Source organism: Erwinia sp. JUb26, assembly GCF_003751505.1.
Lineage (GTDB): Bacteria > Pseudomonadota > Gammaproteobacteria > Enterobacterales > Enterobacteriaceae > Erwinia.
This window is the reverse complement of sequence record NZ_RJVB01000001.1, coordinates 413421-437523: the sequence shown is the minus strand read 5'-3', so window position 1 is coordinate 437523 and position 24103 is coordinate 413421. Positions and strand designations below refer to the sequence as shown.

The following is a 24103-nucleotide window of genomic DNA, read 5'->3' as shown; positions in this document are numbered from 1 at the left end:
TACTGTCTCATCGCTTCAGCATGACATACACTGAAAGCGTTTAAACACCATTAACATTAAAAGGATAGTCTATGTCTCAGACCGTACATTTTCAGGGTAACCCGGTTTCCGTTGACGGCCAGATCCCTGGTCCTGGCCAGAGCGCGAAACCCTTTACCCTGGTCGCGAAAGACCTCGCTGATGTCTCTCTTTCGCAGTACGCAGGTAAACGTAAGGTGCTGAATATCTTCCCAAGTATTGATACCGGCGTTTGCGCGGCGTCAGTACGTAAATTCAACCAGCTGGCTAACGACCTGGACAACACCGTGGTGCTGTGCATTTCTGCCGATCTGCCGTTTGCTCAGTCGCGTTTCTGCGGTTCTGACGGCCTGAGCAACGTGGTGACCCTGTCCACCCTGCGCGGCGGCGAGTTCAAGAAAGACTACGGCGTGGCGATTGCTGAAGGTCCGCTGGCCGGTCTGACTGCCCGTGCGGTCGTGGTGCTGGATGAGCAGGACAACGTGCTGTACAGCGAGCTGGTGAATGAAATCACCACCGAGCCGAACTACGATGCGGCCCTGGCTGCACTGAAGTAATTTTGTTGCAGGCCAGCCGCCCGGCTGGCCTTCTGTCGTTCCCCGACTACTCGACGTCCGTTTTCTTCTGGCTCAGGCCATATTCACGCAGCTTATTGGCAATCGCGGTGTGCGATACGCCCAGCCTTTTCGCCAGCTTACGCGTGCTGGGATAGGAAAGATAAAGACGGGTCAGCACCGAACGCTCAAAGCGGCTGGTAATTTCATCCAGCGAGCCTTCAATCGCGTCATCGCCCAGCGGCATCTCCAGCGCATACTCGGGCAGTGCGATATCCTGCGGCCGCAGCTCATGGCCTTCCAGCTGGGCCAGGGCGCGATATAACGCGTTTTTCAACTGGCGCACATTGCCCGGCCAGGTGTAGCGCGTGAGGAACCCGTTCAGCTGCGGCGACAGTTTCGGCCTCGCCATCCCCTGCTCGTCGGCAAAGCGCGCCACGAACATTTCGGTCAGCGGCAGGATATCCTGCGGGCGATCGCGCAGCGGCGGCAGATTCAGCGTCAGCACGTTCAGCCGGTAAAACAGATCCTCACGGAATTCCCCGCGCTGCACCAGCTCCATCAGGTTACGCTGGGTCGCGCATATCACCCGCACGTCCACGTGGACCTCATGCTCTTCCCCCACCCGGCGGAAGGTACCGTCGTTGAGGAAGCGCAGCAGCTTGGTTTGCATACGCGGCGACATTTCGCCGATTTCGTCCAGCAGCACCGAGCCGCCGCTGGCCTGCTCGAAGAAGCCTTTTTTCCCTTCCAGCGCGTTCGGATAGGCGCCGGCCGCATGACCAAACAGCTCGCTTTCGGCCACATCGTCCGGCAGCGACGCGCAGTTCAGCGCCAGGAACGGCTTTTTACCGCGTGCGCTGCGCAGATGGCAGGCGCGGGCCAGCATATCCTTGCCGGTGCCGGTATCACCGACGATGAGCAGCGGCGCGTCCAGCATCGCCAGCTTGCGAGCCTGATCGACGACCGAACGCATTTTGCTGCTGACGGCCACGATGTGCTGGAAATCGCTGTCATCGTTGACCGCCAGGTTTTGCAGCTGCTGGCCCATGCGGGCGGTGGATTTCAGCAGCACCACCGCACCGGCAGGCGTGGTGGCGTTATTCTCTTCGTCGCGTGCATAGATCGGCGTCACTTCCATCAGGAAGTCTCGCCCCTGCAGCACCACGTGGTGCGCCTGCGGTTCAATGCGATCGCTTTCCAGCCAGCGCTGGAAATTAAATCCGGGGATCAGCGCGCCCGCGCTGTAGTTGCGCATTTTCTCTTCATTGAGGTCGAATAACGACTGCGCCGCCGGGTTCGCGAGTTCAACTTTGCTTTTTAAATCTATGGAGAATACCGGCTCCGGGAGGGCTACAAGCAGCGCACTGAGTGCGCGATGCTCACGTTCGGACGGCAGAAAGGTGACCGTACGCACGTCGGTCACGCCGGGAATACGGCGAATTTCCGCCATCAGCTGACTGAACTGTTCAAAGCTGATGGTGGAAAAATTCAGGTAGATGCGGCCGATGGCGGCAATTTCGATACCACGCAGATCGATGCTGCGTTCTACCAGCAGATCCAGCAGTTCACGGGTCAGACCAATTCGGTCCTGGCAAAATACTTCGAGACGCATGGATGTTAACCCTTATTGTTGCGGTGTCCGGCACTGTCACAATAATACGCTATCCCACGGCATCTCAGAAGTATTCTGTCAGGAAAAGTTGACAGCAACTGTAATCAGACGTGTTATTTTTCACGCTCGGGAGAGCGTTTCAGGCTGTCTTTCAGCTGGCCTATCAGCTCGCGGCGGAAATCTCCCAGACGCGGCTTATCATCTTCCAGCCACGGCAGCGGGCGGCAAAGTTCCATCGCCTTGATCCCCAGGCGGGCGGTCAGCAGCCCGGCACCAATGCCCTGTGCGGCACGCGCCGACAGGCGAGCGGCCAGATCCTGCGACATCCAGTCCATGCCCACTTCCCGCACCAGTTCCGATGCCCCGGCAAACGCAATATTCAGCAGCACCAGCCTGAACAGGCGCAGGCGGCTAAAGTAGCCCAGTTCAATGCCGTACAGCTGGGCAATGCGATTGACCAGCCGCAGATTGCGCCAGGCGATAAAGGCCATATCCACCAGCGCCAGCGGGCTGACGGCGATCATCAGCGTCGATTCGGCGGCGCAGCGGCTGATCTCACGCCGCGCCTGACGATCCAGCTGAGGCTGCACCAGTCGGGCATAGAGCGCCACCACCTCGCTGTCGTTGTGGGTTTCGTGCAGGGAGGCCTGCCAGCGCTGTAACGCCGGGTTGCCAGTGTCCAGCCCGGCCTGCTGCGCCAGCTTCTCGCAGAAGCCGCGGCCTTTGCCCATTCCGTGGCTATGCAGCAACTCGCGGCCGATATCGCGCTCGGTTGCCCGCTCGCGCAGGCGGTAGAGCCTACGCCATTCCACGATCAGTGAACCGGCACCGGCGGCGACGATCAGCCCGCCGGCCACGCCGCCGGACAGGGCGATCCAGTCCTGGGCGATCCACGCGTGATGGGTCCACTGCACGCCCTGCGCCACCACGCTGATGCCAAACAGGCCCAGCCCGGCGGTGACCATTTTGCGCCACAGGCTGCGTTTCGGCCGCAGTGCGGCTTCCACCGCCAGCTCACCGGCGCTCTCTTCCTGCACCTCAACGTCCTGTTCGACGGCGACGAACCGGTCCTGCTGTTCGCCAAATTCCTGCTGCTGCCGCAGGATCGTCGCCTGCTCTTTAGCCAGCGGCTCGGCAAAATCCACGCGCGGTTTAATCGGTGTGGTCATCGCAGTTTATCTCCCAGTAAAAATTCCAGCGCGGCATCCATACGGATATGCGGCAGCGGCCTGTCGATATCCAGCGCCTGCGGGCGGAACTGCTCAAAATGGAATCCCTGCTGCTGCCAGAAGGCACTGCCGGGCAAACGGGGCGGCACTTCGCCTGGATAGACGGTTAGCGGAACGCCGTCGGCCAGCCGGTGACCGCGTAACGCCGGAATGCTCTCCCCCTGATGCTCAACGTAACCGCTCTGCGTGGCCTGCACCGAGGCCAGGCCAACGCAGTCCATTGTGATGCCTTCAAACGCGGCGTTTTGCCAGGCGTCCTGCACCAGCTGTTGCAGCAGTGACACCAGGTTAGCGTGCTGATCGGCAGTGACGTGATCGGATTTGGTGGCGGCAAACAGCAGCTTATCAATCACCGGAGAAAACATCCGGCGGAACAGCGTGCGCTGGCCGTAGGAGAAGCTCTGCATCAGCTGGGTCAGCGCCAGCCGCATATCGTTAAACGCCTGCGGCCCGCTGTTAAGCGGCTGTAAACAGTCAACCAGCACAATCTGACGGTCAAAGCGCAGGAAGTGATTTTTGTAGAAATCCTTCACCACGTGCTGGCAGTAGTACTGGTAGCGCGCGCGCAGCATGCCGATATTGCTGCCCGCATCCGCCTGCGCCAGCCGGGTTTCACCGCCCTCCGCCACCTCCGGCCAGGGGAAAAACTGCAGCGCGGGGGCACCGGCCATTTCACCGGGCAGCACAAAGCGGCCGGGCTGAATAAAGTGCAACCCTTCCTGCTTGCAGCGCTGAAGGTATTCAGTCCACGCGGCGGCGATCTCCGCCAGCCGGTTTTCATCTGCCGGGGCCAGTGGATCCAAGCCAGCGCAAAGCTGCTGCCACTTCTGCGACCATTCGGCGCGATCGCCCTGCAGCAGCCCCGTCATCTGCCGCGACCAGCTGAGATAATCCTGCGCCAGCATCGGTAGATCCAGCAGCCATTCGCCGGGATAGTCGACGATTTCGAGGTACAGCGTGGAGGCATCGGTAAAGTGGCGCAGCAGAGAATCTCGCGAGCGGTAGCGCAGGGCCAGCCGCATTTCGCTGACGCCGCGCGTCGGCGTCGGCCAGTCCGGCGGCGTGCCGTGCAGCTGCGCCAGACCTTCATCATAGGTAAAGCGGGGGATGCCAAGATCGCGCTGCGGCACACGCTTCACGCCCAGCAGTCGCTGCTCGCGCACGGCGCTAAACAGCGGCAGTCTGGCATCGGTATTTACATTCAGAAGCTGGTTAACCAGCGAGGTGATAAAGGCGGTTTTACCGCTGCGGCTCAGGCCGGTGACGGCGAGGCGCAGATGGCGATCCACGCCGCGGTTCACCAGCGACATCAATTCATTTTGCAGTCGTTTCATCAGGAGCCAGCTACCTCAGGTGTTTGATTATCCCTAGCTTAACACACTGGCGCTAGCGGGCCGGTTTCACCCATTTTGATACTGCTCCGCGCATCACGCGGCGGATCAGCGGTTCCAGCGCCCACGCCAGTAAAATTTTCAGCGGTTTACGCGCCACGGATTTCACCGCCCAGCCGCTCAGGCCCGCCGGGCCATAAGTGATGGCGCTAATCAGTATAAATTTTCCCGCCTTGATCAGCGCGGGAGCTGCCTGATTACGCAGGGTCGGTTTACCGTGACGCATAATTTTCTCCACGTGGTGAGAACATGATTAAAGCTGGCTGAAGCGGCTGCGCACGGTGAAAGTTTCCGACGTGACGTAGCGCTCCACCTCGCGCAGCTGCTGTTCGCCGCCGCGCAGTTCATCGCTGAGATCGTCCAGAAGCTGTCTCGCATTGAGCGGCGGCTGATTATCCAGTTCGCTCTGCGGCATTTCGTCCAGAACCAGGGCCAGCGCCGCATAGGCGACCAGGGTAAAGACAAACAGCCCGAAGAACATCGACAGCACTACAATCACCCGCACCAGCCGCACCGGAATATCCAGATAGTTGGCAATCCCGGCGCAGACGCCCTTCAGTTTACCCTGCTGCGGAATACGGTAAAGCTTATGGCGGTGATTCATGGCTGCCTCCAGTTCGGATGCTCGGCGTCGAGAATCGCTTCCAGCGCCTGAATGCGTTCACGCATTTTTTTCGCATCGCCGGTCAGCTGCTGCAGTCGTTGCAGATCGCCCTGCGACAGCTCGCTGCCGCGATTTTGCCGGTTGCTGTAGTGCAGCCAAAGCCAGATTGGCGCAACGAACAGCACGAAAATAGTTAACGGTATGGCAAGAAATAACGCGCTCATTGATTCTCCTTAATACAGGCCCGTTGACGGTTAGCTTACTCGCTGCGGTTCATTTTAGCTTTCAGGGCCGCCAGCTGCTGGCTGATTTCATCGTCCGCCTGCAGTTCAGCAAACTGCTGGTCGAGGGTTTTCTTTTTGCCAAAGCTGTGGCTTTCGGCTTCCGCTTCCATATGGTCGATGCGGCGTTCAAACGACTCAAAGCGCGCCATCGCTTCATCAATTTTATCGCTGTCCAGCTGGCGGCGAACGTCACGTGAAGAAGAAGCCGCCTGATGACGAAGCGTCAGCGCCTGCTGGCGAGCACGGGTTTCGTTCAGTTTATTTTCCAATTCACCAATCTCGCCTTTCATGCGCGTCAGGCTCTCTTCCACCTGGCCGGATTCCTGCTGCAGCACGGCGATCAGATCGGTAAGCTTTTGTTTTTCAATCAGCGCGGCGCGGGCCAGATCGTCTTTCTCTTTGCTCAGCGCCAGTTCGGCCTTGTCCTGCCATTCCGCCTGCTGGGTTTCCGCCTGGTCAATGCGGCGCAGCAGTTGTTTCTTTTCGGCCAGCGCACGAGCGGAGGTGGTACGCACTTCCACCAGCGTATCTTCCATTTCCTGAATCATCAGACGCACCAGCTTCTGTGGATCTTCCGCTTTTTCCAGCAGGGCGTTGATGTTGGCATTCACGATGTCGGCGAAACGAGAAAAAATTCCCATAATAAAATCCTCTTTAATGAACAGGTTCCGGCGTCTGCCGTTTTAAACACGATGTGTGCTGTACGGGATGATACTATTCAAAAGGCGTGCCAGTTTTTATCTTATTGATTTTAAAGAACAGGCATATTTACAGCCGCTGGACTAAACTTTAGAGTGGTTAATCTCGCTAAATCCTGGTGAATTTCATTATGAGCGATCGTTCCGATACCCTGCTGGGTGAATCAAACAACTTTCTGGAAGTGCTGGAGCAGGTTTCCCGACTCGCGCCGTTGAATAAGCCGGTGCTGGTGGTGGGTGAGCGCGGGACGGGGAAAGAGCTGATCGCCAGCCGCCTGCACTACCTGTCCGGGCGCTGGCAGGGGCCGTTTATTTCGCTGAACTGCGCGGCGCTGAATGAAAATCTACTGGATTCCGAATTGTTCGGCCACGAAGCCGGGGCGTTTACCGGCGCTCAGAAGCGCCATCTCGGCCGCTTTGAGCGCGCGGACGGCGGCACGCTGTTCCTGGATGAGCTGGCCACCGCACCGATGCTGGTGCAGGAAAAGCTGCTGCGTGTGATTGAGTACGGCCATCTTGAGCGCGTCGGTGGCAGCCAGCCGCTGCAGGTCAGCGTGCGGCTGGTGTGTGCGACCAATGACGACCTGCCGCTGCTGGCGCGCGAGGGGAAATTCCGCGCCGACCTGCTCGACCGGCTGGCGTTTGACGTGGTGCAACTGCCGCCGCTGCGCGAGCGCCGCAGCGATATTCTGGTGATGGCACAGCACTTCGCCATGCAGATGTGCCGCGAGCTCGGCCTGCCGCTGTTCCCCGGCTTCTCCTCCGCCGCGCAGCAGGAGTTGCTGGCTTACGGCTGGCCTGGCAACGTGCGCGAGCTGAAAAACGTAGTGGAGCGTTCGGTCTATCGCCATGCGGACAGCGAACACCTGCTGGATACCATCATCATCAATCCGTTCAGTCCATCCGCCCCCGCCGCGCGGGCAGCCGAACCCGAAGGCGACGCCCTGCCCGACCTGCCTTTTGACCTGCGCCACTGGCAGCTGCAACAGGAGCGCGCGATGGTGGAAAAGAGCCTTGCTCAGGCGCGCTTTAATCAGCGCCGGGCGGCGGAGCTGCTGGGCGTCAGCTACCATCAGCTCCGCGCGATGCTAAAAAAGCATGCCATCAGCGGGGACGAATAGCGGGCAAAAAAAAGCCCACTCAAGGTGGGCTGAAAAATACTGGAAGCAATGTGAGCAATGTCGTGCTCTTCTCCGGTAGAGCCACCGGTGAAGCGCAAGGCAATAATAATCATTCTCACTTCTTTGTGTAAAGTACTTTGTTGAGAATTTTTCTCATTACCGTAGTGATATTGGGTGTATTTTGAACACCCCTCATAACAGTATGCTCTTTTGCTGGCGAATTAGCGGTCAGTTATCCTGCCGGGCTGTAGCCATACGCTGAGAGTGCGGTACACTCTGGTTATGCCTTAAATATCAGACCAATTATGCGCAAATTATTTTCCACCTTGTTACTCAGTCTCGGCGTTTTCAGCGCCCAGGCATGGTCGGCGACGCCCGGCGATATCCGCCAGAGCGGGTTTGTCTACTGCGTGAACGGCGTCATGAACACTTTTAATCCGCAGATGGCCAGCGGCGGGCTGGTCGTGGATACCCTTGCGGCGCAGTTCTACGACCGCCTGCTGGACGTTGACCCCTACACCTATCGGCTGATCCCCGAGCTGGCCGAAAGCTGGGAAGTACTGGATAACGGTGCTACCTACCGCTTCCATCTGCGCCAGAAGGTCGCTTTCCAGAAAACCGCGTGGTTTACGCCAACCCGCCCGATGAACGCCGATGATGTGGTGTTCAGCTTCGAGCGCGTCTTTAATCGCCAGCATCCCTGGCATAACGTCAACGGCGGCAGCTACCCCTATTTCGACAGCCTGCAGTTCTCCGATGCGGTGCAAAGCGTTAAAAAACTCGATAAAAATACCGTTGAGATCCGCCTGAACAGCCCGGATGCCTCGTTCCTCTGGCATCTGGCCACCCACTACGCCCCCGTTCTGTCGGCGGAGTACGCCGATAAGCTGACCCAAAGCGATCGTCAGGAGCAGCTGGACCGCGAGCCGATTGGCACCGGGCCGTTTATGCTCAGCGAGTATCGCGCCGGGCAGTATATTCGCCTGCAGCGTAATGAGAACTACTGGAAAGGCACGCCGCGCATGTCGCAGGTGGTGATCGATCTCGGCGCGGGCGGCACCGGGCGCTTGTCCAAACTGCTGACCGGCGAGTGCGATGTGCTGGCCTATCCCGCAGCCAGCCAGCTGTCTATTCTGCGCGACGATCCGCGCCTGCGCCTGACGCTGCGCCCGGGGATGAATACTGCCTATCTGGCGTTTAATACCCGCAAACCGCCGCTGGATCGGCCGGAAGTGCGCCAGGCACTGGCGCTGGGCATTAATAATGAACGCCTGATGGAGTCGATTTTTTACGGCACGGCTGAAACCGCGGCCTCGATTTTGCCCCGCGCGTCCTGGGCCTATGACACCGATGCACGCGTTACGCCTTACGATCCGCAGAAAGCCCGTGACGCGCTGAAAGCGCTGGGGATCGAAAATCTGCATCTTACTCTGTGGGTGCCTTCCGCCTCCCAGGCGTGGAACCCCAGCCCGATGAAAACCGCGGAGCTGCTGCAGGCCGACCTGGCGCAGATCGGCGTGCGGGTCACTATTGTGCAGGTGGATGGCCGTTTCCAGGAGGCGCGCCTGATGGAGATGAATCACGATCTGACCCTGACCGGCTGGTCTACAGACAGTAACGATCCCGACAGCTTCTTCCGCCCGCTGTTGAGCTGCGCGGCGATTGCTTCACAGACCAACTATGCTCACTGGTGTAATCCTGAGTTCGACGATCTGGTGCACCGCGCGCTGCTTTCCCAGCAGCTGGCCACCCGCATCGACTATTACGATCGCGCTCAGGCGCTGCTGGCAAAAGAGCTACCGGTGCTGCCGCTGGCCTATTCACTGCGTCTGCAGGCGTATCGTCATGATATTAAAGGCCTGGTCCTCAGTCCATTTGGTAATGCGTCGTTTGCCGGAGTCCATCGCGACAACGGTGAGGAGACTTCACCGTGATTATTTATACGCTGCGCCGACTGGTGCTGTTTGTCGTGACCCTGTTTATGCTGACGCTGATCGGCTTCTGCCTGAGCTATTTTACGCCGCACGCTCCGCTACAGGGCGCATCGCTGTTCGATGCCTGGACGTTCTGGTTTAAAGGCATTCTGCATCTGGATTTTGGCGTATCCAGTATTAACGGCCAGTCGATTAATCAGCAGCTGCGCGAGGTGTTTCCCGCCACGCTGGAACTGTGCTTTATGGCCTTTGCGCTGGCGATGCTGGTGGGGATCCCGCTGGGAATTGTCGCCGGGGTGATGCGCAACAAATGGCAGGATAAGCTGCTGAGCGCCATCGCGCTGCTGGGCTTCTCGCTGCCGGTGTTCTGGCTGGCGCTGCTGCTGACGCTGTTTTTCTCGCTTAATCTCGGCTGGCTGCCGGTGTCCGGGCGCTTTGACCTGCTCTATCCGGTGAAAAATATTACTGGCTTCGCGCTGATTGATGCGTTTCTTTCCGACTCGCCGTGGCGGCATGAAATGATCGTCAGCGCGCTGCGCCATATGATCCTGCCGGTTGCCGCGCTGTCGGTTGCACCCACCACCGAGGTGATCCGCCTGCTGCGCATCAGTACCCGCGACGTGATGGAACAGAACTACGTTAAGGCGGCCGCCACGCGCGGGCTGTCGCTGTTCACCATTATTCGCCGCCACGTGCTGCATAACGCCGTGCCGCCGGTGATCCCGCGCCTCGGGCTACAGTTTTCCACCATGCTGACGCTGGCGATGATCACCGAGATGGTCTTCAGCTGGCCGGGGCTGGGCCGCTGGCTGATTAACGCCATCCGCCAGCAGGATTATGCGGCGATTTCCGCCGGGGTGATGGTAGTCGGCGCGCTGGTAATCGCCGTAAACGTACTGGCCGATATCCTCGGGGCAATGACCAACCCGCTGAAGCATAAGGAATGGTATGCCCTCAGATAATATTTACGCAGAGAAGCGCCCCCCCAGCCCGCTAAGCCATACGTGGCGGCTTTTCTATCACGACACCACGGCGATGATTGGCCTGTACAGCTTTGGTGCCGTGCTGCTGCTGTGCATCTTTGGCAATCTGATTGCGCCTTACGGCATCGATCAGCAGTTCCTCGGCTATCAGCTGCTGCCGCCCTCGTGGTCGCGCTACGGTGATGTTTCCTTCTTCCTCGGCACCGACGATCTCGGCCGTGATTTACTCAGCCGCCTGCTGAGCGGCGCCGCGCCCACCGTCGGGTCGGCGATTGTCATTACTCTGGCCGCCGCCATCTGCGCCATGCTGCTAGGCGTGCTGGCAGGCTTGACCCACGGCCTGCGTTCGGCGGTGATGAACCACGTGCTGGATACCCTGCTTTCTATTCCTTCTCTGCTGCTGGCGATTATCGTCGTCGCGTTTATGGGCCCGCGCCTTGAAAATGCCATGCTGGCGGTATTTCTGGCGATCCTGCCGAGGCTGGTTCGCGCCATTTACAGCGCGGTGCACGATGAGCTGGAAAAAGAGTACGTGGTGGCCTCCAGGCTCGACGGTGCCAGCAACCTGGATATTCTGTGGCATGCGATTTTACCGAATATTGTCGCGCTTCTGGTGAGCGAGTTTACCCGCGCGCTGTCGATGGCCATTCTGGATATTGCCGCGCTCGGTTTCCTCGATCTTGGCGCGCAGCTGCCCTCGCCAGAATGGGGGGCGATGCTGGGCGACTCGCTGGAATTGATCTATGTTGCGCCCTGGACAGTGATGTTACCCGGCGCAGCGATTATGCTTTGTGTACTGACCGTCAACCTGTTGGGTGACGGCGTGCGCCGGGCCATCGTTGCGGGAGTCGAATAATGCCGCTGCTCGATATTCGAAATCTGACCATTGAATTTATGACCGCCGACGGGCCGGTGAAAGCGGTCGATCGCGTCAGCATTACGCTGACCGAAGGCGAAATTCGCGGGCTGGTGGGTGAATCCGGCTCGGGGAAAAGCCTGATCGCCAAGGCGATCTGCGGTGTGACCAAGGACAACTGGCGCATCACCGCTGACCGCATGCGCTTCGATGATATCGATCTGCTGCACCTCTCCCCGCGCGAGCGGCGCAAAATCGTCGGCCAGAACGTGTCGATGATTTTTCAGGAACCGCAGTCCTGCCTCGATCCGTCCGAGAGCATTGGCACCCAGCTTAAGCAGGCCATTCCCGGTTCAACGTGGAAAGGGCGCTGGTATCAGCGTTTCCGCTGGCGTCACTATCGCGCGATTGAGCTGCTGCACCGGGTCGGCATTAAAGATCACAAAGATATTATGCGCAGCTTCCCCTATGAGCTGACCGACGGCGAGTGCCAGAAGGTAATGATCGCCATCGCGCTGGCGAACCAGCCGCGCCTGCTGATTGCCGACGAACCCACCAACGCCATGGAGCCGACGACCCAGGCGCAGATTTTCCGCCTACTCTCCAGGCTTAATCAGAACAACAACACCACTATTCTGCTGATCAGCCATGACCTGCAGATGCTGAGCCACTGGGCCGATAAGATTAATGTGATGTACTGCGGTCAGACGGTGGAAACGGCGGTCAGCGAAGAGCTGATTAGCGCGCCGCACCATCCTTACACCCAGGCGCTGATCCGCGCGATGCCGGACTTTGGCCGCTCGCTGCCGCATAAAAGCCGCCTGAATACGCTGCCGGGTGCCATTCCGTCGCTGGAGCATTTGCCGATTGGCTGTCGCCTGGGGCCGCGCTGCCCTTACGCGCAGCGCACCTGCATTGAAACGCCGCGGCTGAGCGGCTCGAAGAGTCACCTGTACGCCTGTCACTTCCCGCTGAATACGGAGCAACAGTAATGGACGAAACGCTGCTGGAAGTGCGCAACCTCAGTAAAACCTACCGCTACCGCACCGGGCTGTTTCGCCGGCAGCACGTTGAAGCGGTGAAAGACGTCAGCTTCACCCTGCGAGAGGGCCAGACGCTGGCGGTGATTGGTGAAAACGGCTCGGGTAAGTCAACGCTGGCGAAAATGCTCAGCGGGATGATCGCGCCCTCCGCCGGTGAGATGATGATTGACGATCACGCGCTGGAATACGGCGACTACGGCTATCGCAGCCAGCGTATCCGCATGATTTTCCAGGATCCGTCCAACTCGCTCAATCCCCGCCAGCGCATCAGTCAGATTCTGGATCTGCCCCTGCGTTTGAATACCGAACTCAGTGCCGGGGAGCGCGAAAAACGCATTATCGCCACCCTGCGCCAGGTCGGACTGCTGCGCGATCACGCCGCCTACTACCCGCATATGCTGGCACCGGGCCAGAAACAGCGTATCGGCCTGGCCCGCGCGTTAATTCTTCAGCCCCGGGTGATTATTGCCGATGAGGCGCTGGCCTCGCTGGATATGTCGATGCGTTCGCAGCTGATCAATCTGATGCTGGAGCTGCAGGAGCGGCATCGCATCGCCTACATCTATGTGACCCAGCATCTGGGGATGATGAAGCATATCAGCGATCAGGTATTGGTGATGCATCAGGGCGAGGTGGTTGAGCGCGGCAGCACCGCAGATGTGCTGGCCTGTCCGCTGCACGAACTGACGAAGCGTCTGATTACCAGCCATTTCGGCGAACCGCTCACCGCCGACGCCTGGCGCAAAGATCGTTAATTTCCCCCCTTCGCCTGATAAAAACCTTCCCGAATGCGCGCGGTGATACTGCCGCGTCGCGTCGAAATCCCTGCCGTTCCTAAGCCCTTATATCTTCCAGCTATTTAATAGCACCGATCATTATTTTGCTCGCCACAGCGCTTACGTCAGGATATTCATGCCATTCAGATCGGCGGTGCCTTTAACGTTAACGGCATCCGTCGGTCAGTTAACTTGAAAAGGAATGACCATGGAACAACGCCGTTTTCCCGGCAACAGCCACTGGTATCATGAAACCCAGACCAGTCTGCCCGCTCAGCGTAGCGCGCTGGTGCCTGAGGCCGCCGATATTACAGACCGCTTTTTACTTGGTCTGACGCAGCAGGCGGAAGGAGAATTAAAAGCTAGTGTACAGCGCGCTCAGCCGCTGCATCTGGCGTCGCGCGATTTGTATCAGCTGCTGTTTCCCAGCCAGCTGTCCACCAGCCTGACGCATACCCTGACGCTGTATGACCGCATCAGCACCGCGCTGACCGTGGCGCAGGTCACCGGCGTTCAGCGCCTGTGCAATCACTACGCGGCGCGCCTGAATCCCCTGCCGGGGCCGGATTCGTCCCGCGAAAGCAATCGCCGTTTAACGCAGATCACCGAATACGCGCGACAGCTTGCCGGGCAGCCGACGCTGATTGATTCAGCGGCGCTGCAGCGGCTGGATGAAGTGGGGCTAACCGCGCCCGATATTATCACCTTCAGCCAGATTATCGGCTTCGTCAGCTATCAGGCGCGAGTGGTGGCGGGTATTCACGCGCTGATGGCCCTGCCGGTGCGCTGGATGCCAGGCGTCAGCGTGCCGCCCGATGCGGCCGTCCTGCCTGCCGGAGAATGGCAGCCCGCGCTGGCACCGCTGGAGCCGCGCTATGCCGCCGCCGATCAGCTGGAGGCGCTGACCTTCTGTCTGCCGCTGATTCAGCCTGAAAGCTTCGTCTGGCTGCTGGCTCAGGATGGCGACGTGCTGAACGGCTGGGGGCATCTGCTGTCGGCGTTGGAAAAACAGCACGCGTCAGACGATACCGCGCTGGCCACCGCGGTCGCAGCACGAATTAACGGCAGCAGCCTGTGCTTCGCGCACTATCCAGCGGGTGAACTGAGTGAAGCGCTGCGGGAAAGTGTCGAGCAGGGCTTAAGCATCGCCAGCGAGCGGCAGAAAGCCATTATCCTGCTGGCCTCCCAGCTGACGCGGGTTCCCGATCGCTTCAGCGCGGCGCATACACAGCCGCTGCGCGAGGTCGGTTTATCCACCGCCGGGATTTTCGATGTGATCCTCAGCGTGGCCGCCGCCGGCTGGTCAAACCGCCTGATGCAGAGTCTGGGGACGGTCAGTGTTGAAAATCATTAATATCTCAGAGGATTGATGCAGGTCTGATGGCGATCGTCGTGTTCAACCGCAGATGCCGCAGACCTGAGATCCGTACCGAAGCTCAGCAGGAGACATTTCCGGGCTGATAGCACGCTGAAATCCAGTAAGAGATGTTACCGGCCTGCGATCAGCTGACCAGCACGTGACGAACTTCATCAAAGAAATGCTGCGCCAGCGGCGTGGCGCGCCCCGGTTCAGCGATCACCACCGCACCGTGGCGCGACATCGGCGGCATCAGCAGCGGGCGGCGACACAGTTCACCGAGCGTCTCCGGGATCAGATGCCCGACGGGAGAAATCAGACAGCCCAGCCCCACCTGCACGCCCTGAATCAGCTGAAATACGGAGGGGGTTTCCAGCACCACGCGCAGAGTATGGCCCCCGTCGAGAAAATGGCTGTCGAGATAGCGGCGGAAGTAACGCGTGCGGTCGGCCAGGCACAGCGGCAGAGAAACCACATCTGCCAGCCCCAGCGGCGTATCTCCCTCCAGCTGCGGGAAGTGCTGCGGATGCCAGATTACTTCAACGCCGCGATCGTCCAGCATCTCCGCCTGGAAGTGCAGTTCACGCAGCGTGGCCAGCTCAAAGAAGCCGATGCCGACATCCACCGTGTGGCTGTTCAGTGCTTCCAGTAGCTGGTCGGCGCTGAGTACCGCGATGCGGTAATCCAGCTGCGGATAACGATCGGACACCGCCTTGAGCAGCATGGGCAGCGAAATACTGCACTGTGGCACCACGCCGATGCGCAGCGTGCCGCTGACGCCGTGCTTCAGCGATTCGACCTCCAGCTTCAGCCCCTGATAAACCGAAACGATCTCCCGCGCCCATGACAGCACGCGCTCGCCCTCCGGCGTGAAGCCGTCGAAGTTATTGCTGCGGTTGATCAGCGAAAGCCCCAGCTCGCGCTCCAGATTTTTCAGGCGCATTGAGAGGGTCGGCTGGCTGACAAAACTGGCCTCTGCGGCGCGGCCAAAGTGGCGCTCGCGCTCCAGATTGCACAAATAAATGAGCTGCTTAATGTCTATTTTCTTTATATTCCATAAAGATACAAAACTTACTGTTATCTGAAATTATAGCGATGTACTTATCCGTGTACAAACATAACCTTTCCGGTTAATCCTGCCGTCTCTTCAGGCGATGCCCAGCGCGCTTTTCACCTCGCCGGCGATTTTCTCCACCTGCGGACCATAGATCACCTGTACATCCGTATCGCTGACGCGGTTCACGCCGTTGGCCCCGGTGCTCATCAGCGTGGCATCCACCACCTCTTTCATCTCCTTCACCCGCACGCGCAGGCGGGTAAAGCAGCAGTCCACATCCTCGATATTTTCCGCGCCGCCCAGCCCGCTGATAATCACTTTGATCCGCTCTGCCGCTTCCACCTGCGGCGTCGTTTCGGCCTCTTCCGTTTCACGCCCTGGGGTTTCGACCCGCATGCGTCGGATAATAAAGCGGAAGCTGTAGTAATAGACCGGCACGTAAATCAGCCCGAGCGCGATGCTCCACCACCAGGCGGTTTTTTCCCCGCCCAGAATGCCGAAGACCACCAGGTCGATTGCCCCACCCTGCACGTTACCAATCATCAGATGGAACAGCGACATCAGCATAAACGACAGTCCGCTGAGCAGCGCATGCAGGATATAGAGCACCGGTGAAACGAAGATAAAACAGAACTCCAGCGGCTCGGTGATGCCGGTGGTAAAGGAAGTCAGCGCGGCGGCCAGCATCAGCGCCTTGACGCGCTGCTTGTGTTCGGGACGGGCGGAATGGTAAATCGCCAGCGCGGCGGCGGGCAGGCCAAACATCATCACCGGAATTTTACCCTGGGCCAGAAAACGTGTGGCTTCACGCACCGTTTCATCGGGCACGCTGCCGGGATGGGTCAGCGAGGCGTTGAAGATGTTCAGCGCCCCCACCAGCGTCTGACCGTCAACGGTGGCGATGCCGCCGATGGGCGTGAAGCGCACGGTTTCGTTCAGGATGTGGTGCAGCCCGGTGGGGATCAGCAGTCGCTCGCTGGTACCGTAAAGAAATGCGCCGTACTGGCCGCTTTTGCCAATCAGTTCGCCGATCCAGGCAATACCGAGGCCAATGGTGGGCCAGATCGCCGCCAGCAGCACGCCCACCAGCGGCAGTACCAGCACGGTGACGATCGGCACGAAGCGCCGCCCACCGAAGAAGCTGATGGCCGTTGGCAGCTGCACGCGGTAGCAGCGGTTATGGATCACGGCGGTCAGCAGTCCGGCAATCACCCCGCCCAGCACGCTCATGTTGTAGGTGAAAATGCCCAGCATCTGGATATATTCCGCCGCCGTCATCATCGCCTGGGTCTGATCCATCCCCTGCGCCTGCAGCGCCTGAGCGGTCGTGGTGGTGGCGGTCAGCCCCTTTGCGGCCAGCGTGGCGCTGACGCCCACGTGCATAACGATAAAGCCGATCGCCGCCGCGAACGCTGCGGTAGGCTTTTCCGCTTTTGCCAGCCCGATGGCGCTGGCAACGGCAAACAGCAGCGGCAGGTTGGCGAACAGCGCGCCCGCAACCTTACGAATGAAACCGATGATCAGCTGCGGCACCTGCATCGCGGCAAATGCCTCGCCGGTAATCGCCGGATTCTGCATCGCCGCCGCCACGCCAAGAAAGATCCCGGCGGCGGCAATCACCGAAATCGGCATCATTAGCGCCTTACCGAATGCATGAACGCTGCTGGCAAATTTTTTCATCTGGCCTCTCCCGCCGTGCTTCGTGAACGCTAAGTATTAGACGACAGCGGGCGGATCGCCGTAGATGTGGGAAAAAGCGGCGGTTAATCTTTGAACATCATCACAGTTTTAACAATTTCGCGATAAATACTAACTATCGCTCCATCGCTGCAATCAATTAGACAATTCCCACACTGGCTATCACACTTACCCAAAAGGAGTCATAACTTCTTAACATCATTCCAACATAAGCCTGCATATCATGAAATTTAAAGAAGCGATTAAACCCTACCAGGCCGCGGCCGGTGGTTGGGGTTCTCTGGAAGCCACCACCCGTTTTGTCTTCGACAGCAAACAAGTGTTAAAAAATATGCGCAACCTGATGCGCATGAACAAGGCAAAAGGCTTCGACTGCCCCGGCTGTGCCTGGGGCGATGACAATAAAAGTACCTTCAGCTTCTGTGAAAACGGTGCCAAAGCGGTCACCTGGGAAGCGACCCGCCGCAATATCGGTGCCGATTTCTTCGCGCAGTACAGCGTGACCTCGCTGTATCAGCAGAGCGACTACTTCCTGGAGTATCAGGGCCGCCTGACCGAGCCCCTGCGCTACAACCGCCAGACCGACCGCTATGAGCCAATCAGTTGGGACGATGCGTTTGCCCTGATCGCCCGCCACATTAAGGCGATGGATAATCCGCATCAGATGGAGCTGTACACATCAGGCCGCGCCAGCAATGAGGCCTCCTGGCTGTATCAGCTGTTTGGCCGCCTGAACGGCAGCAATAACTTCCCCGACTGTTCCAATATGTGCCACGAGGCCAGCGGCAGCGGCCTGAAGCGCAGTATCGGCGTCGGTAAAGGCACCATTCGTCTGGATGATTTCGACCATGCGGATGCGATTTTCGTCTTCGGCCAGAATCCGGGCACCAACCATCCGCGCATGCTGCACAGCCTGCGTCATGCCGCCGATCACGGCGCGAAAATCGTCACCTTTAATACCCTGCGCGAGCGTGGCCTGGAGCGTTTTGCCGATCCGCAGAAGCCGCTGGAAGTGGTCACCAGCATGGCCGGTCAGATCAGCTCCACCTACTATCAGCCAAACCTCGGCGGTGATATGGCCGCCGTTCGCGGCATGGTCAAAGTGCTGGCGGAAAATCACCGTGCGCTGGTCGCCGCCGGTGAAAAGGGCCTGTTTGACGAAGCCTTTATCAACGCCAAAACCGAAGGTATGGACGCCTATCTGGCCGCGGTGGATGCCACCGAATGGCCGCAGATCGTCCAGCAGTCCGGTCTTAGCGAGCTGCAGATCCGCGAAGCGGCAGCGATTTATCAGAGCGCCGACCGCGTGATCTGTACCTGGGCGATGGGCATCACCCAGCACAAACACTCCGTCGATACGGTGCGTGAAATCGTTAATCTGCAGCTGCTGTTCGGCCAGTTAGGCAAAAAAGGTGCGGGACTGTGCCCGGTGCGCGGTCACAGTAACGTGCAGGGCAACCGCACCATGGGCATCGATGAGAAGCCGCCGAAAGCCTTCCTCGACAGCCTGGGCCAGCATTTTGGCTTCGAGCCGCCGCGTGAACACGGCCACAATACCGTTGAAGCGCTGGAAGCGATGCTGCGCGATGAAATCAAGGTACTGATCGCTCTGGGCGGTAACCTCGCTGCCGCCGCGCCGGACAGCCCGCGTACCGAAGAAGCCCTGCGCCGCTGTGGCCTGACAGTACAGATCAGCACCAAGCTGAACCGCAGCCACCTGTGCCCGGGCGCGGTTGATGCGCTGATCCTGCCTACGATTGGCCGTACCGAGCAGGACATTCAGGCAACCGGCCCGCAGTTTATCACCGTGGAAGACTCGTTCAGCATGGTGCATGCCTCGGAAGGCGTGGGCAAGCCGATTGCCGATACGCAGCGTTCTGAAACCTGGATTGTCGCCGGTATCGCCAACGTGGTGCTGGGCAATGAGAAAGTCGACTGGCTGGGACTGGCGGCGGATTACAACCTGATCCGCGACCATATCGCCGCGACAATCCCGGGTTTCGCGGACTTCAATGCGAAATGCGATATTAAGGGCGGTTTCTATCTCGGAAACGCCGCCGCAGAGCTGCGGTTTAATACGCTGCATGAGAAGGCTCAGTTCAGCAACGCGGCGCTGCCGGTTTCCCTGTTCCCACCGCTGGATGCCGACGTGCCGTTCACGCTGCAAACCCTGCGTTCGCACGATCAGTACAACACCACCATTTACGGTCTGGACGACCGCTATCGCGGCGTTTACGGCCAGCGTGAAGTGCTGTTTATCAACGCGCAGGACATGGAAAAGCTGGGCTTCGCCGACGGGGATAATGTCGATATTGAAACCGTGTGGAACGACGGTATTACCCGTAAAGTTCATGGCTTCAAGCTGGTGCCGTACAATATTCCTGCCGGAAATCTGGCCGCCTACTATCCGGAAACCAACCCGCTGGTGCCGCTGTCCAGCTTTGGCGATATCAGCGGAACGCCGACGTCGAAGTCGGTGCCGGTGAAAATTTCTCTGTCGCCGATTAAGCACGAACTGCGAATTGCGTAAGCCTGTGGGCGGCCTAAAAATGGCCGCCCTTTTTATGTCAGACTTGCCGCGAGGCGGTTAATCGCGTAAAACTGTCTGCCGCTCTTAGGCCACGAAAACTGTTGAAATTATGTTCCAGGATAACCCGCTGCTCGCGCAGCTCAAAGAGAAACTCCACTCCCAGACACCTCGCGTTGAGGGTGTGGTAAAAGGCACGGAAAAAGGCTTTGGCTTCCTGGAAGTCGACGCTCAGAAAAGCTACTTTATCCCGCCGCCGTTCATGAAAAAAGTCATGCACGGCGACCGCGTTTCTGCGGTACTGCAAACCGATAAAGATCGTGAAGTGGCCGATCCGGAAACGCTGATTGAGCCGTTCCTCACCCGCTTTGTTGGCCGGGTTCAGCGCAAGGACAAAGACGAACGTCTGTCCATCATTCCCGATCATCCTCTGCTCAAGGATGCTATCCAGTGCCGCGCCGATCGTGGCGTGAAGCATGATTTCCAGAACGGCGACTGGGCCGTGGCCGAGATGCGCCGCCACCCGCTGAAGGGTGACCGCACGTTCTACGCCGAACTGACCGAATTTATCACTACCGGTGATGACCATCTGGCGCCGTGGTGGGTGACACTGTCACGCCATAATCTGGAGCGTGAAGCGCCGGATGTCGCCACGCCGGAAGAGATGCTCGATGAGAATCTGGAACGTGAAGATCTCACCGCACTGAATTTCGTTACCATTGACAGCGCCAGCACCGAAGATATGGATGATGCGCTGTACGTGGAAGAAACGGCGGAAGGCGAACTGCTGCTGACCATCGCCATTGCTGACCCGACGGCCTATGTGCTGCCGGGCAGCAAGCTGGATAAGATCGCCGCCGAGCGTTCGTTCACCAACTATTTGCCGGGCTTTAATATTCCGATGCTGCCGCGCCAGCTGTCGGATAATATCTGTTCGCTTCGCCCGAACGAACGCCGTCCGGTGCTGGCCTGCCGGGTGAAAATCGCCGCCGATGGTACGCCGGGCAGCGACATTCAGTTCTTCGCCGCCTGGATCGAATCGAAAGCCAAGCTGGCTTACGATAACGTTTCCGACTGGCTGGAAAATGACGGTGCCGGTGAATGGCAGCCGCAAAGCGACGCTATCGCCCAGCAGATCCGTCTGCTGCATCGCCTGTGCCTGGCGCGCAGCGAGTGGCGTAAAAGTCATGCGCTGGTGTTCAAGGATCGCCCGGACTTCCGCTTCCTGCTGGGAGAAAAAGGCGAAGTGCTGGATATCATCGCGGAACATCGCCGTATCGCTAACCGCATCGTTGAAGAGTCGATGATTCTTGCCAATATCTGCGCCGCCACCGTGCTGCGCGATAATCTGGGCTTCGGCGTGTATAACGTGCACCTCGGCTTCGATCTGGTGAACGCCGAGCAGGCTGCCGCCGTGCTGGCAAACCACGGTATCACCGCCGACCCGGCGGCGATTGCCACGCTGGAAGGCTTCCGCGATCTGCGCCGCGAACTGGATGCCCTGCCGACTCAGTTCCTCGACAGCCGCATCCGCCGCTTCCAGTCGTTTGCCGAAGTCAGCATTGAACCCGGCCCGCACTTTGGCCTGGGTCTTGAGGCGTATGCTACCTGGACCTCACCGATTCGTAAGTTCGGCGATATGATCAACCATCGCCTGCTGAAAGCGATTATCAAAGGTGAAGCCGCTGAACGCCCTGCCGATGAGCTGACGGTGAAAATGGCCGAGCGACGTCGCCAGAACCGTATGGCGGAGCGCGACGTGGGCGACTGGCTCTATTCCCGCTTCCTGCAAAAGGCCGCCGGTACCGACCAGCGCTTCAGCGCCGAGATCATTGACGTGTCGCGCGGCGGCATGCGCGTTCGCCTGCAGGACAACGGTGCGGTAGCGTTTATTCCGGCTCCGTTCATCCACGCGGTGCGCGATGAGATGGTGTGCAGCAACGAAAACGGCTCCGTCACGATCAAAGGCGAAGTGGTCTACCGCGTTACCGACGTTATTGAGGTCACCATCGCCGAAGTGCGTATGGAAACCCGTAGCGTCGTGGCGCGCCCGGCCGCATAAGCCCGACTGCGGGATAACCTCGTTATCCCGCATTATTTCCCGACTTTCCTGCGTAAAAAATCCCCGACAGTTCACACTTCCTGATTGATAACCTTTCTTTTACATTTCATTACACTATTTTTAACTTGCTGATTCCTTCTCCCCTTTGCGGTTCTTACAAGGAGTAATGTGATGAAAAACGTCAAGGCAAGTTTGATCTGGATTGCCGTGGCCATCGTCGGTGCCTGCGCGTTTGCGATGCTGGCACTGAATCGAGGTGAACCGGTTAACGCCCTGTGGCTGGTGGTGGCTGCCGTTGCCTGCTACAGCATTGCTTATCGATTCTACAGTCTGTTTATTGCCCGCAATATTTTCGAGCTGGACGATCGTCGCATGACGCCCGCCGAGCGTAAGAACGATGGCCTGGATTACGTTCCCACCAATAAATGGGTGCTGTTCGGCCATCACTTCGCCGCTATCGCCGGGGCCGGGCCACTGGTCGGGCCGATCCTTGCCGCGCAGATGGGCTTCCTGCCCGGCACGCTGTGGATCCTGATCGGCGTGATGCTGGCCGGCGCAGTACAGGACTTCCTGATCCTGTTTATCTCTACCCGCCGCGACGGGCGCTCACTGGGGGAAATGGCCCGCCAGGAACTGGGTGCCTTCGCCGGGGTGATCACTATGCTCGGCGCGCTGGGCGTGATGATTATTATCCTTTCCGCGCTGGCGCTGGTGGTGGTGAAAGCGCTGACCAACAGTCCGTGGGGCATGTTCTCCATCGCCGCCACCCTGCCGATTGCCCTGTTTATGGGTATCTATATGCGTTTCATCCGTCCCGGCCATATCGCCGAGATGTCGCTGATCGGCTTCGTGCTGATGATGGCGGCGATTATCTACGGCGGCGATATTGCCCTGCATCCGTTCTGGGGACCGTTCTTTACCCTGAAAGGCACTACCCTGACGCTGGTGCTGGTGATATACGGCTTTGTTGCTTCGGTGCTGCCGGTGTGGCTGCTGCTGGCGCCGCGCGACTATCTCTCCACCTTCCTGAAAATCGGGGTGATCGTCGGCCTGGCGGTGGGGATTGTCTTTGCCATGCCGGAAATGAAAATGCCGGCCGTCACGCGCTTTATTGACGGCAGCGGACCGGTGTTCTCCGGCGGTCTGTTCCCGTTCCTGTTTATCACCATCGCCTGCGGCGCCATCTCCGGCTTCCACGCGCTGGTTTCCAGCGGGACCACGCCGAAACTGGTCGAGCGCGAAAGCCATATTCGCATGCTGGGCTACGGCGCGATGCTGATGGAATCTTTCGTCGCCATTATGGCGCTGATCTGCGCGTCGGTGCTGGATCCGGGTATTTACTTTGCGATGAATGCCCCGGCGGCGCTGATTGGCACCACGGTGGAAAGCGCCGCGCAGGCGATCAACGGCTGGGGCTTTGTGATCACGCCGGAGGTGCTGACTGCCATAGCCCGCGACGTGGGGGAAACCTCCATTCTGTCCCGTGCAGGTGGCGCGCCGACCTTTGCCGTTGGCATGGCGCATATCATTACCGAAGTGTTCAACAGCCGGGCGATGATGGCCTTCTGGTATCACTTTGCCATTCTGTTTGAGGCGCTGTTTATCCTCACGGCGGTGGATGCCGGTACCCGCGCCTGCCGGTTTATGGTGCAGGACCTGGCGGGCACCGCCATCCCGGCGCTGGCTAATAACCGTTCCTGGTTCGGTAATATTATCGGCACGGCGGTGGCCGTTTCCGGCTGGGGCTTCTTCGTCTATCAGGGCGTGATCGACCCCCTGGGCGGCATTAATACCCTGTGGCCGCTGTTCGGCATCGGCAACCAGATGCTGGCTTCGATGGCGCTGATTCTGGGCACCGTGGTGCTGTTTAAGATGAAGAAACAGCGCTATGCCTGGGTAACGATTCTGCCGACCGCCTGGCTGTTCGTGACCTCGATGACCGCCGGATGGCAGAAAATCTTCCACGAAAAACCGTCGATTGGCTTCCTCGCCCAGGCGAAGAAATTCTCCACCGGTATCGATCAGGGCGTGGTGATTGCCCCGGCGAAAAGCATCGCGGATATGCAGACCATCGTGATGAGTAACCAGATTAACGCGGCGCTGTGCGGCTTCTTTATGCTGGTTGCCGTGACGATGCTGATTTCGTCGTTCTTCGTGATCCGCCGCGCCCTGCAAAGCAGCCAGCCAACGACGCATGAGAGCGAGATTGTTCTGCGCAGCGAGGCGGCGCAAAGCACGGCGAATCGGCTCTGACTTCGCCGACCGATCGCTGTCCGTGCCCGGCAGCGGTTGTATT

20 protein-coding genes are annotated in these 24103 nt (G+C 59.1%); 11 read left to right on the top strand and 9 right to left on the bottom strand.

From position 1 onward, the window contains the following. Positions 1-71: 71 nt before the first annotated feature. On the top strand, positions 72-575 hold the full coding sequence (tpx, locus tag EC836_RS02025) for a thiol peroxidase (RefSeq protein ID WP_105594706.1): 504 nt from the start codon (positions 72-74) through the stop codon (positions 573-575). Positions 576-621: 46 nt separating this feature from the next. On the opposite strand, the gene tyrR is transcribed toward tpx, so the two are convergent. From tyrR to pspA, 7 genes are all read right to left on the bottom strand, one after another. Further along, positions 622-2187: a transcriptional regulator TyrR gene (gene tyrR, locus EC836_RS02020; protein WP_123329642.1), complete on the bottom strand. Its 1566-nt coding sequence runs from the start codon at positions 2185-2187 to the stop codon at positions 622-624. A 113-nt stretch (positions 2188-2300) separates the two neighbouring features. Next, entirely contained in the window at positions 2301-3356 is a 1056-nt protein-coding gene (locus EC836_RS02015) for a TIGR01620 family protein (RefSeq protein ID WP_123329640.1), read from the bottom strand. After that, the gene (locus EC836_RS02010; protein ID WP_123329638.1) at positions 3353-4750 is read right to left on the bottom strand and encodes a YcjX family protein; all 1398 of its coding nucleotides are present in this window, start codon (positions 4748-4750) and stop codon (positions 3353-3355) included. The genes EC836_RS02015 and EC836_RS02010 overlap by 4 nt, the downstream gene beginning before the upstream one ends. A 52-nt stretch (positions 4751-4802) precedes the next feature. Continuing rightward, on the bottom strand, positions 4803-5033 hold the full coding sequence (gene pspD / locus EC836_RS02005; protein ID WP_123329636.1) for a phage shock protein PspD: 231 nt from the start codon (positions 5031-5033) through the stop codon (positions 4803-4805). Positions 5034-5060: 27 nt separating this feature from the next. Further along, positions 5061-5411 carry an envelope stress response membrane protein PspC gene (gene pspC, locus EC836_RS02000; RefSeq protein ID WP_123329633.1) on the bottom strand — a complete coding sequence of 117 codons (351 nt, stop codon included), beginning with the start codon at positions 5409-5411 and terminating at the stop codon, positions 5061-5063. Next, positions 5408-5635 (bottom strand): envelope stress response membrane protein PspB, encoded by a 228-nt coding sequence (gene pspB, locus EC836_RS01995; protein WP_123329631.1) that lies wholly within the window; start codon positions 5633-5635, stop codon positions 5408-5410. Before pspB ends, pspC begins: the two co-directional genes overlap by 4 nt. A gap of 35 nt (positions 5636-5670) precedes the next feature. Further along, positions 5671-6336, bottom strand: coding sequence for a phage shock protein PspA (pspA, locus tag EC836_RS01990; RefSeq protein ID WP_123329629.1), 666 nt, complete (start codon positions 6334-6336; stop codon positions 5671-5673). Positions 6337-6524: 188 nt separating this feature from the next. On the opposite strand from pspA, the gene pspF reads away from it, so the two are divergent. From pspF to EC836_RS01955, 7 genes are all read left to right on the top strand, one after another. After that, the gene (gene pspF / locus EC836_RS01985) at positions 6525-7514 is read left to right on the top strand and encodes a phage shock protein operon transcriptional activator (protein ID WP_370346327.1); all 990 of its coding nucleotides are present in this window, start codon (positions 6525-6527) and stop codon (positions 7512-7514) included. Between the two features lie 305 nt (positions 7515-7819). Further along, positions 7820-9448 carry an ABC transporter substrate-binding protein SapA gene (sapA, locus tag EC836_RS01980; RefSeq protein WP_123329627.1) on the top strand — a complete coding sequence of 543 codons (1629 nt, stop codon included), beginning with the start codon at positions 7820-7822 and terminating at the stop codon, positions 9446-9448. Further along, complete coding sequence (sapB, locus tag EC836_RS01975) at positions 9445-10410, top strand: putrescine export ABC transporter permease SapB (protein ID WP_123329625.1); 966 nt, start codon at positions 9445-9447, stop codon at positions 10408-10410. Before sapA ends, sapB begins: the two co-directional genes overlap by 4 nt. Beyond that, positions 10397-11287: a putrescine export ABC transporter permease SapC gene (gene sapC / locus EC836_RS01970; protein ID WP_123329623.1), complete on the top strand. Its 891-nt coding sequence runs from the start codon at positions 10397-10399 to the stop codon at positions 11285-11287. Before sapB ends, sapC begins: the two co-directional genes overlap by 14 nt. Next, positions 11287-12279: a putrescine export ABC transporter ATP-binding protein SapD gene (sapD, locus tag EC836_RS01965; RefSeq protein WP_123329621.1), complete on the top strand. Its 993-nt coding sequence runs from the start codon at positions 11287-11289 to the stop codon at positions 12277-12279. The genes sapC and sapD overlap by 1 nt, the downstream gene beginning before the upstream one ends. Beyond that, a complete protein-coding gene (gene sapF / locus EC836_RS01960) occupies positions 12279-13085 on the top strand; it encodes a putrescine export ABC transporter ATP-binding protein SapF (RefSeq protein ID WP_123329619.1) in 807 nt (268 codons plus the stop codon). Before sapD ends, sapF begins: the two co-directional genes overlap by 1 nt. Positions 13086-13314: 229 nt before the next feature. Continuing rightward, positions 13315-14460: an oxidoreductase gene (locus EC836_RS01955; protein WP_123329617.1), complete on the top strand. Its 1146-nt coding sequence runs from the start codon at positions 13315-13317 to the stop codon at positions 14458-14460. Between the two features lie 148 nt (positions 14461-14608). Here the strand turns inward: EC836_RS01955 and EC836_RS01950 are convergent, their stop codons facing one another. Then, positions 14609-15505, bottom strand: coding sequence for a LysR family transcriptional regulator (locus EC836_RS01950; RefSeq protein ID WP_123329615.1), 897 nt, complete (start codon positions 15503-15505; stop codon positions 14609-14611). 105 nt (positions 15506-15610) lie between these two features. Next, positions 15611-17200, bottom strand: coding sequence for a PTS transporter subunit EIIC (locus EC836_RS01945; RefSeq protein WP_123329613.1), 1590 nt, complete (start codon positions 17198-17200; stop codon positions 15611-15613). 241 nt (positions 17201-17441) lie between these two features. Here EC836_RS01945 and EC836_RS01940 point away from each other — a divergent pair, with 241 nt between their 5' ends. From EC836_RS01940 to EC836_RS01930, 3 genes are all read left to right on the top strand, one after another. Then, complete coding sequence (locus EC836_RS01940; protein ID WP_123329611.1) at positions 17442-19748, top strand: FdhF/YdeP family oxidoreductase; 2307 nt, start codon at positions 17442-17444, stop codon at positions 19746-19748. A 109-nt stretch (positions 19749-19857) separates the two neighbouring features. After that, a complete protein-coding gene (locus EC836_RS01935) occupies positions 19858-21807 on the top strand; it encodes an exoribonuclease II (RefSeq protein WP_123329609.1) in 1950 nt (649 codons plus the stop codon). A gap of 171 nt (positions 21808-21978) precedes the next feature. After that, positions 21979-24060, top strand: a complete 2082-nt coding sequence (locus tag EC836_RS01930; protein WP_123329607.1) for a carbon starvation CstA family protein — start codon at positions 21979-21981, stop codon at positions 24058-24060. The last annotated feature ends 43 nt before the right edge of the window (positions 24061-24103 follow it).